The sequence below is a fragment of the Microbulbifer sp. TYP-18 genome (assembly GCF_040932045.1).
Taxonomy (GTDB): Bacteria; Pseudomonadota; Gammaproteobacteria; order Pseudomonadales; family Cellvibrionaceae; genus Microbulbifer.
This window is the reverse complement of the sequence record NZ_JBFRBC010000042.1, coordinates 1-10,063: the sequence shown is the minus strand read 5'-3', so window position 1 is coordinate 10,063 and position 10,063 is coordinate 1. Positions and strand designations below refer to the sequence as shown.

Annotated in this window: 9 protein-coding genes; all 9 read left to right on the top strand. The window is 59.9% G+C overall.

The window, feature by feature from the left end; all coding sequences use genetic code 11:
- Positions 1–3,035: pyocin knob domain-containing S74 family peptidase (locus ABVT36_RS18140; protein WP_368457819.1), on the top strand; the 3,035-nt coding region annotated here is incomplete at its 5' end.
- Positions 3,035–3,886, top strand: a complete 852-nt coding sequence (locus tag ABVT36_RS18135) for a hypothetical protein (RefSeq protein ID WP_368457818.1) — start codon at positions 3,035–3,037, stop codon at positions 3,884–3,886. The genes ABVT36_RS18140 and ABVT36_RS18135, both read left to right, overlap by 1 nt.
- Before the next feature lie 49 nt (positions 3,887–3,935).
- Positions 3,936–4,211, top strand: coding sequence for a hypothetical protein (locus ABVT36_RS18130; protein ID WP_368457817.1), 276 nt, complete (start codon positions 3,936–3,938; stop codon positions 4,209–4,211).
- Complete coding sequence (locus ABVT36_RS18125) at positions 4,212–4,910, top strand: hypothetical protein (RefSeq protein ID WP_368457816.1); 699 nt, start codon at positions 4,212–4,214, stop codon at positions 4,908–4,910. It abuts the gene before it with no gap.
- Positions 4,910–6,511 (top strand): hypothetical protein, encoded by a 1,602-nt coding sequence (locus ABVT36_RS18120; protein ID WP_368457815.1) that lies wholly within the window; start codon positions 4,910–4,912, stop codon positions 6,509–6,511. Before ABVT36_RS18125 ends, ABVT36_RS18120 begins: the two co-directional genes overlap by 1 nt.
- On the top strand, positions 6,511–8,796 hold the full coding sequence (locus ABVT36_RS18115) for a hypothetical protein (RefSeq protein WP_368457814.1): 2,286 nt from the start codon (positions 6,511–6,513) through the stop codon (positions 8,794–8,796). Before ABVT36_RS18120 ends, ABVT36_RS18115 begins: the two co-directional genes overlap by 1 nt.
- Before the next feature lie 7 nt (positions 8,797–8,803).
- Positions 8,804–9,193: a hypothetical protein gene (locus ABVT36_RS18110; RefSeq protein WP_368457813.1), complete on the top strand. Its 390-nt coding sequence runs from the start codon at positions 8,804–8,806 to the stop codon at positions 9,191–9,193.
- On the top strand, positions 9,177–9,539 hold the full coding sequence (locus ABVT36_RS18105; protein WP_368457812.1) for a DUF4376 domain-containing protein: 363 nt from the start codon (positions 9,177–9,179) through the stop codon (positions 9,537–9,539). The genes ABVT36_RS18110 and ABVT36_RS18105 overlap by 17 nt, the downstream gene beginning before the upstream one ends.
- A 46-nt stretch (positions 9,540–9,585) precedes the next feature.
- Complete coding sequence (locus ABVT36_RS18100; RefSeq protein WP_368457811.1) at positions 9,586–9,981, top strand: hypothetical protein; 396 nt, start codon at positions 9,586–9,588, stop codon at positions 9,979–9,981.
- Positions 9,982–10,063: the final 82 nt, after the last annotated feature.

Sequence of the window (10,063 nt, the reverse complement as noted above, 5' to 3'; positions counted from 1 at the left end):
CATCACTAGCTGCATCGGAAAGTGAAAATAACGCCAATGCCAGCGCTGGTCAGGCGACGACCAGTGCACAGAATGCCGCCAACAGTGCAGTAACTGCTACCACACAGGCGGACTTGGCCACTACTGCAAAAACCGATGCGCAGGCGGCGCGTGATGGGGCCATCAATGCGAAGGCCGGAGCCGAAACAGCACAGGGTATTGCCGGTAGCAGTGCGGTGGCCGCGGCCGATAGTGCAATAGCGGCGCAGTCTGCACAAACCGGTGCCGAAACGGCGGAGGTCAAAGCGTTTCAGTGGGCCAACCACCCTGAAGACCAGTTGCTACCCGGGGAGACGCAATACTCCGGTGCCCACTGGGCGGCCAAGGCGGCCGAGTCCGCGGCATCCGCCTCGGGACAGGTGGAGTTCTTGGGCTCCTGGGATGCGGCTATCAATGGCACACCGCCGACTCCCGCCAATTCGGCCCGCTATGTCATCATCAGCGACGGCGTTGTGGATGGCAAAAATGTCTACGTCAACGACTTTATCACCTACTCGGTGCCGGACGCGGCCTGGTTTGTCACCCCGGGCTCGGGGAACGTCGCCAGCGTCAACGGTTATATTGGCGCGGTGGTACTGGATTACGGGGATTTTGCCGGGGCGCAGAATACGCTGTTCGATGCCGGTGTGGGTGTGCGCGGTAAAAACAGCGCAGGTGCCGCGAAATACCTGGCGCGGACCAGTGCCGATGGCGCCCAGGTGTGGCTGGGTGACGCCACCATGCCGGCGGTGGTTCAATCGGCTTCGGTACCTCGGTGGAACAACGGTTCCGCCAGTGTTGACCTGCTGCATACCGGAAGCGGCAACCAATGGCTGGCGGGCCGTTTGGCGGTGGGCAAGTCACAAACGCCGGCACTGGCCAACGGTGGCAACGAGTCCCTGGTTGCGGACACCGGGCTTTATGCGCACGCCAACGTCGATGGGGGCGAGACCTTTATCGGCTTTGCCAGCGGTGACAGTTTCGATGCGCGGTTTTACTGCAACCCCGCTCAGAAGGTGGTGGATTTTGTCGGTGGCAACGCCGGCTGGAAATTGCAGCAGGCCGGGCAGGATCTGCTGCACAGTGGGGGCGGGCAGACAGTCTCCGGCACAACCACTTTCGACAGGGTTCGCTTCCCGGGCGCCAGCGCTGAGCCTATCGAGTTCCTTCATCCTACCGCTGGATCATTCAAAGTCGGTTTTCAGGATGACTACCTACGCTTTCGCGGCAGTGGTGCGGATAATCCCGCGGGTATCCGCCTGGATGACGAATCAGAAGCGGTTGTGGCACTGTCTCGTCATGGTGCTTCACAGTTTTATCGCGGACTCAACGCCAGCGCGATCAGCGAAGACGGCACCACCCTGGCGGAAAAGTATCTGGGTATTTCTGCTACAGCGGCCGATTCGGCAAAGCTGGGCGGTGAGGAGGCGGCCCACTTTATCTCCGGCAAGAACGCGAGTGGCACCCTGGGCGTTGAGGGCACCAACGGCTGGAACGATGTTGTCAAAAGCGGCTTTTACAACGGCTCGGTTCAAGCCAATGATCCGCTGGGGAACGCCACCGGCTGGTACTGGGGTATTCACGTCAGCCACGAGAACACCAGTCAGCAATACGGCTGGACCCTGGTGTCCAGCAACAGCGCCAATCCGACCTGGTATCTGCGCGGTGTGCAGGCGGGCACCTGGGGCAACTGGTACCAGGTTATTACCAGCAAGGGCGGACAGACCATTCACGGCGGCCTGGAGCTGGGTGCTGCGATAACGCTGCCTTTTGGGGACGGGTTTCAGTCCAAAGATTCCGGGGGCACTCCGCACTCCATCGCACGGTTGGGCACTGGTAACCTGGCGATTTTAGGCACTGCTATTTATCCGACCCGAATTGACAGTGCGGTTGTACCTCGCTGGTGGGACGGTACCTATAACAGGGATCTTCTGCACAGCGGCGGTGGCCAGTCGATCGGCGGACTGACCACGTTCAATTCCGCGAGTTATGGCCAGCATATCAAGATTGTTCGCGGTGGAGAGAGCTGGAGCATCACATCCTCCCTCGACGGTTCCCTGGATTTCAACCGCAACTCCGGGTCCGGCACCGCCAAAGTGGATATGCCAGCGCTGAATGCCAGCGGCGCCCTGACACAGAGCGGGCATCAGGTCTGGCATGATGGCAATACATCGGGCTTTACCCCGGCCTCGGCGCCGGCACTGGGCGTGGTGAACCTGAACAATTACCAGACCCCCGGCTTCTATTACCAGACCGCCAATGCCAACGCCACCAGTGGGAGCAATTACCCAACCGCAAAAGCGGGTTCCCTGGTGGTCCAGGCCGCAGCCGGCGTCACCCAGCAGTATTACACCTACAATTTTCTGAGCAGCGATGCGCCCGACTTCTATTTTCGGGGCTATTACAACAGCAGTTGGTCGGCCTGGAGAAAGGTGCTGCACTCCGGCAGTACAAACGCCTCTGTTGCGGGTTCACTGGGCATCGGTGTCGCCCCTGGCAGCACACTGGCCAACGGTAAGGGTATCGCCCTGGGGGATAGCGATACCGGTATCCGCCAGAATGGCGATGGGGTACTGGAGCTGTGGGCGAATAACCAGGAGGTGATGCAGCTTACCAGCAGCACTATTTATTCCTACAAGCGCCATTACTTTAATGCGGAATTTACGGTCAACGACTCTGACGCAGGACTAAAAGAGCATTTCCGCGAAGTTGAATTGACGCGACTACTGGAAAAGCTGGTGCGGATCGAGTGGCTACTCTATGACCTGAAGGATGGCAGTGCCAAGGATCAGTTTGGCGTGGTGGCGCAGAGTATCCAAAAGATTCTGCCGGAAGTGGTGGAGCGCAATCCGGTCACCGGAGATTTGTCCGTGTGCTACCCGATGATCTACAACTACTGGTGCGCGGTCAACGCCTGGCAGGCACAGCGGCTCACAAAGCAGCAGCGGCGGCTCAGGAACCAGCAAAAAGCCCTCAATCGTTTGACGGCCCGGGTCAAAGAGCTGGAGGCGGCCTAGTGGGGTCAACACCGGGCAGCTATCCGCTCACCAGCGATCATCTGGTCAACCTGGACGGCATTTCCTATCCGTTTACCAGTGACGAGTTAGCGGCACGGGACGATGTGCCCGGTCCGCCCTTTAGCAGCGACGACCTGTTGGGCCTGACGGACTATGTGCCCATGAGCGGGGCCTCGCTGTCAAAAACCAGTGTCACCAATGAAAATATCGCGCTGGTTGGGACTTCCCGGACACTGAGTTCCGGCACCATCACCGCCAGCGTCGGCGGGGGCACGGGCAACTACACCTATACCTGGCAGAAAGTCAGCGGCACCACCCTGTCACAAAGCGGCTCCGGGGCGTCGGTCAGTTTGACCCATACCAGTAGCAGCGGCGTGTCGGTTACATCGGTCTACCGGTGCCGGATTACCGATGGTGTGGGCACCATCACCACCGAGAATGTCACGATCAGCTTTACCCACTACCGGCTCAATACCGGGGCGATCACCAACGAAGTTGCGATTGACTTCGCGCCGGCGACGGTGACCGCGACGGTGTTTGTGAACCGCAACGGCACTGCCAGTGGTACCGGCTACTGGATAGCGCCGGCCAGTTCCACCGTGGGGGATTTATTTGATGTGTATTTCAATATCACCCTGGGCACGGTCAGTAGTGGTTCGCCCACCACAACCCCGTTGACGATCAATACCCAGCGCTGGCAATCGGTGACGGCCAGCCAGTCGCGGCCGGATAAGCCGGGCCTGAGCAAGATAGCGGATGTGCGCGTGCGGATACGCAAAAAATCCGGTGGCGGCTACCTGTTCGACAAGACCGTCAGGATTTCGGCAATCGTGGAGAGTGATTGGATATAGCGCCTTTTTAATGAACCCCTTATTTTTTCGAGCATCAGGAGTGCAAACCATGCCAACCGGCAATCGAACCAGACGCAAGACCACAACCAAATCGACCCAACCGGATACCGGGGAAAATCCGCAGGCATCTTCCTCGGCGGCTGACGAGTACGTGATTACCGGGGAGCAACTGCAGCAGCTGCGCCAGTTATTGGGGGGCATAGTGCAGACAGGCTCGGTGTTTGATCCCGACCCGGTAAAGATGTACGGCGGCATGATTCAATCCAATCGAACCCTGGCGACACAGGCGGCGGATGTGTTGCAGAAGCTGCGCCCGGTGACCTGAATGCGCCACGCCTTCTTATACAGTTACGATCCCCAAAACGGCCTGCAAACACAGGCCGTTGTTGTATCTGATCTGCGCGATATAAACCGCATGATGGAAGTGGCGCGCAGCAAGGGGCTGGATGAGACCAGCGCACAGATGCAGGAAGTAATTGCGGCCTATGTGGACTATCCGCCCCACATGGACCTTGTGCACCAGTGGGCAGAGGCGGCGGACAGGGCGGCATTGGAAGCGGAGCACCCCTGGCTGGCATTTTATCGGGGCGAGCCGGTGGCGTTGCCGGAGGACGACCCAGGGCTGCGTCAGGCTGAAGTGGATCAGGTGGTCGCGGAGTTTTATCGCCGGGTGTTCAAGGCCGAGCGGGCGGAGCGGTTGCGGGCGATCCAGGTGACGGTGGACGGCAAACAGCTGGATGGGGACGAGACGGCCCAGACCCGTATGGCGCGGGTGGTGACCATCGCCCAACACCAGCTGCTTAATGGTCTCATCAGCTATCTGGAGACACAGCAGGACAACACGGCGTTGACCACGCCAGAGTTGGTCAGCGGCCTGTTGACGGCATTCAACCAGATCCGCCAGGACCAGTCGGCCCAGTGGATGCTGTCAGACAATAGCGCCAGCACATTCACCCCGAGTCAGTTGTGCGAAGGGTTGCACCTGGCGATGCGGGAACAGGAAAGTTTGTGGGGGTTCGATTGATGGCCCGGATAAGCAGTTACAACTTTGCCGGAGAAACCCCCCGGATCGATCCCAAGCTCCTGGACGGCCGCTTTGCCACCCGGGCAATGAATGTGGAACTGCGCCGGGGACAGATAGCGCCGGCCTGTGGGCCGGCGGAAACAGGACAGACCCTGGGCGTGACCACGCAAACGCTTTATCTGTTTAATAGAGAAGGCAACGAAGGCCAGGGCTTCTGGTTTGAATTTGCCGGCGATGTGGATGTGGTGCGGGGACAGATTGCCGGGGATACCACGGAGCGCACTTATTTTACCGGCGATGGTGTGCCCAAAATCACCGACGCCACCCTGGCCACCGGTGGCGCCGGTCCCTATCCCTCCGGGGTGCACGACCTGGGCCTGCCCGCACCCTCCGCAGCCCCCTTTGTGACTGGCCCGGACGGGGAGCCGCCGGAGGGTGGCCAGTCGATCGACACCGCCTATATCGTCACCTTTGTATCGGCGCGTGGAGAGGAGGGGCCGCCCAGTGTGCCCTCGCGCATTGTGGCGCGCTGGGACGGGGCCACGGTGGAATTGAGCGCGATTCCGGTGGCCAGCGGGAATTTTGTGGTGCAGTCCAAACGGATCTACCGGGCCGAATTAACCGGCGCCTTTCAGTTTGTGGCCGAGATCCCCGCGGCCCAGGACAGCTTTAGTGACAGTGTGGAGTCAAAAGAGTTGGGGGAGTCCTGTCCCAGTGGGGACTGGATTGCGCCGGACCCGAATATGACCGGGCTGACGGCGCTGCCCAATGGGGTGATGCTGGGGGCCTTCGGCAATACCCTGGCGTTTTGCGAACCCTTTCAGCCCCACGCCTGGCCGATCCGCTATCAGTTGGCGATGGCTTACGATTTTGTTGCGGCGGCGGTGATTTCCAGCGGTGCGGTGATCGCTACGACCGGCAAGCCCTACCTGGTGGCCGGTTCCGAACCGGCGGCCATGAGCCTGGTACCACTGGATGAGGTTCACGCCTGTGTCAGCAAACGCTCCCTGGTGGATATGGGGGAATACGTCATTTATGCCTCACCGGACGGGCTGGTTGCGGTGGGGGGCACCGACGCGCGTCTGGTCAGCGAACCATTGATACTGCCATCGCAGTTTAGGGAGCGCTTTAATCCATCGAGCATTCACGCCTATCGCTTTGAGGACCGCTATCTGGCGTTTTACGACAATGGTAACGAGCGGGGCAGCTTTAGTTTTTCCGTGCAGGAGGGGTTTCGCTTTTACGATGTGACGGCGGACACCGCCTACCTGGACGAGGCCAGTGGCGAACTGTACCTGTGCCAGGCGGGCGTTGTGAGCCGCTGGGGCGCCGGCCCGGACTCGCCCTACACCTGGCGCAGTAAGGTGTGGCCAACCCCGCTCGGGGTGGGATTCGCCGCGGCCAAGATCGACGCCGATACCTATCCGGTGGATTTTGACGTTTACGCCGACGGCGAGCTGCTGCACAGCCTGTCGGTAATGGATGGCCACGCCTTTCGGCTGCCCTGCAGGCGCCGTTACCGCCATGTGCAGTTCGAGCTGCGCGGCACTGCGCCGGTATCGAATATCCAGCTGGCCGGCAGTATGAGCGAGATCAGCTGATGGCCCGGCGTGCGACCGGATTACAAAAAGTTTCTCCAAAGGTAGACCGCGCCATCCGCGCTCCTCTGGAAAAACTGCGGGAACTGGTGGAGGTGGGGCTGGGTGCGCGCGGTGATCCCCTGGACCGCAACCTGACCATCCGCGATTTGATTGACCTGGGACTGGCACAGCTGCGCAACTCGGTGCGCTTTCCCATACCCGGCGACGATCTGGTTCCCACCAACTCGGCACCCAATCCGATAGTGCCACCGGCCCCAACGGGCTTTGCGGTGACCAACGGTTTTAGCCATGTGTTTTTGCAGTGGAACAACCCCAACAGCCAGTACCGGGGCCATGCCTACACCACCATTTACCGGGCCACCGAGGACAACCTGGCCAACGCGGTGGCCATCGGCCAGTCCACCAGCTTTCTGTATGCGGATGTGGGGATACAGCGGGAAGTCACTTATTACTACTGGATTGCCTATACCTCGACTACCGATATTGAGGGGCCGCACAACGGGGCGGCGGGTACTGCCGGCAGTACGGCGCCGGACCCGGCGCTGGTGCTGGAGAGCCTGTCGGGGCAGATTCGGGAAACGCAGTTGTATCAAACCCTGCAGGACCGCCTGGACCTGATCGACAATCCGGCGACGGGACTGGTGGACAGTCTCAGCAATGAAATCAGCAGCCGCCAGCAGGCGGTCAACAGTCTGCAGCAGCAAATCGATGGCCTGGTGGTGGCCACGGATGTGGAGATTTTTTATCAGCCGGAGCCGCCGACGCCGGAACAGGCCAGTGGCGGTGTGCTGGTGGAGGGCTCCCGCTGGTTCGACACCGACGATAACAATCACCCCTATGTGTACACGGAGGACGACGGCCTTTGGCACGATGCCCGTGATCAGTTGGTATTGAGTGTGGAGGCCAATTTAACCACCGAGCGGTTGGCGCGGATCGCGGCGGACGAAGCGCAACTGGCGCGCCTGGATGCCATGGAGTTGACGGTCAACGACCCTGCCAATGGCGTGGCGGCCAATGCCGGTGCCATCCGTGCCCAGAACCTGCGCATCACCAGCAATGAAGAACAGCTGGTGGCCCAGGCCGGGCAACTGGACAGCCTGGAGCTGACGGTGTTCGATGCCAATACCGGTGTGGGCGCCAATGCGTCCGCGCTGGCCGCCCAGGCGCTGGAGATTATCCGGGTCGGCGAGGATATCGCGGCCCAGGGCCAGGATATCGCCGGCCTGCAGGCCACACTGGAAAACCCCAACAGCGGGTTGGCGGCCAGTGCCGCGGCCATCGATCAGTTGCAGATTGATGTGGCCTTTATCGACGGCGAGCTGCAATCCCAGGCCACGGCCCTGACCCAGGTGCAGACCGAATCCGGTGAAAACACCACGGCGGTGCAGGTGTTGCAGCAGAGCGTGGACGGCATCGAGGGCCAGTTCACGGTCAAGATCGACAGCAACGGCTATGTGGCCGGATTCGGCCTGGCGGTGACCCAGAACGAGTACGACGGCACCCAGCACAGCGAAATGATTTTCTCCGTGGATCGCTTTTCCGTGGGTGCGCCGGGGAAGGACGAGCTGGCTTTTATTATCGATGGCAACCGGGTGGTGATGGATGGTGCGCTGATCAAGGACGCCACCATCAATACCGCGCAGGTGGGCAGCATCGCGGTGGACAGGATCACCGGGATCAACGCGGCCTTTGTGCTGGCCCGTATCGGCACCGGCAGTATCACCAACGCCTATATCGGCGACTTTATCCAGTCCGACAGCTTTGGCAATTCCGGCGGTACACAGGGCTGGCGCATCGACAAAACCGGCTCGGCCATTTTTAACCATATTTTTGCGCGCGGGAATATTGAGGCGGATCGGCTGAAAGCCAATGCCGTCAATATCATCGATACCCTGCACATCAAAGGCAATGCGGTCACGGTGGCGCAGGCGATCGGTATCGGTAACGCCGACCTGAGAGCCAGGGGCAGTTCAGAAGTATTGGCACAAACCAGCTTTAACCCCGAGGGCGGTGGCTACCAGGTGATTGTCACCGGGGAGTTTTACCAGTGGGATGACGGTGCTGTGCGGGTGGAACTGTATATCAATGGCATACGCCGGCAGAGCAATGTGATCTGGCAGGACGTGGGGGGCAGCTCGAATATGAACTGGTCGGTACCGGTCTCCATGAGTTATGGCGGCACCAGCGCCACCAGTGTCTCGGTGCGGGTGATCGCGCGGCATCTGGAGCACGATGGGGGACTGCTGCGCAACGCCAATCTGCTGATCCTGGGTACTAAGCGATGATAGAGCGATGATTGTGGTGTTCGACCCCAGCGACGGGCGGATTCGCTGGACCCTGGATGGCACCATTACGCTGGTGGAACAGGAGACTTCCGTGCCCGACCACCTGCAATGGATTTGGGTGAATGCGTCGGTGGATGCCAATGAGGACTATGTGGTGGTGGCGAACGAAACCATTGCCAAACGGCCGCGCATGGCAGTCAGCTGGGAGTTCAACCCGGAAACCAGGGAGGTTGTTGTCAACAATATTCCGGCCGGTGCCCGGTTAACGGTGCCCAATTGGCAGGGCGTGGTTGACGACGGATTTGTTGTATGGCCGGTGGCCGAGCCGGGCATTTACAACCTTGAGATTGACTGCTTTCCCTACCACAGTGAGGTGATCCGTGCCGAGGTTGCCTGAATACGATCCACTGGATGTGCCCGCCACGCGACAGCAAATCAATGACTGGCGCCGAGACCAAGAGGAGGCGCCATTGCTGGTGGGCGGCTTTTTCCTGGATGTGGATCGGGAGAGTCTGCACCGGATGGAATTGCGGTTAAACCACTGGGATCAGACGGAGACTACCAGCGTCGCCTGGATGACCGCCGAGAACCATCAGCTGTGGCTTGCTCCGAATGACCTGCGCAAACTCTATGACAATGCCTTGGTGGAAAAATCCCGGCGCAGTGCGGCACTGCATAAGGCTGCGCAGCAATTCAAGCGCGATGGCGCCACGTTGCGGCAGCTCAGGGAATGGAAGGCTTAACCCTCTCGAAGCCGGATTAATTACCACTGCTTAATCTCTATTGCCTATGTTGGTGTTGCAACCTTTTTGCACGTTGGCCGCCTATGAGGAGCCAATCGAGGCAATCGGTACGCGCTGTGGTGTGCCGGATCTTTTTACACAAATTCGATGCGGCGTGGCCAATGGTCGCGCCTTTCTAATGACTGACGATGACAGTTTTTGCGTGCTGCGCCCAAGAATCGAGAAAGGGGACAAGGTGATCGAGGTTTGGGCCGCGTCAGGTAAAGGTGGTAATGCAATCCGTGCTCACTTTCCGCAGGCAAAGAAAATGGCGCTGACGGTTGGCGCCAAGTATTTACAGTTCTGGACGGTGTTGCCGGCGCTAAACCGATTGGCCCGGCGCCTGGGATTTGAGCCCCATCGCACCGAGGGTAATTTTACGATCTGGAGGATGCCTTTGTGAAACTTTCCATGGTCATTGATTCCGATGACAAGGGTCTGTACGACCAGCTTCCCGGTACGGGAGAATTTGACAACTTTCAGCC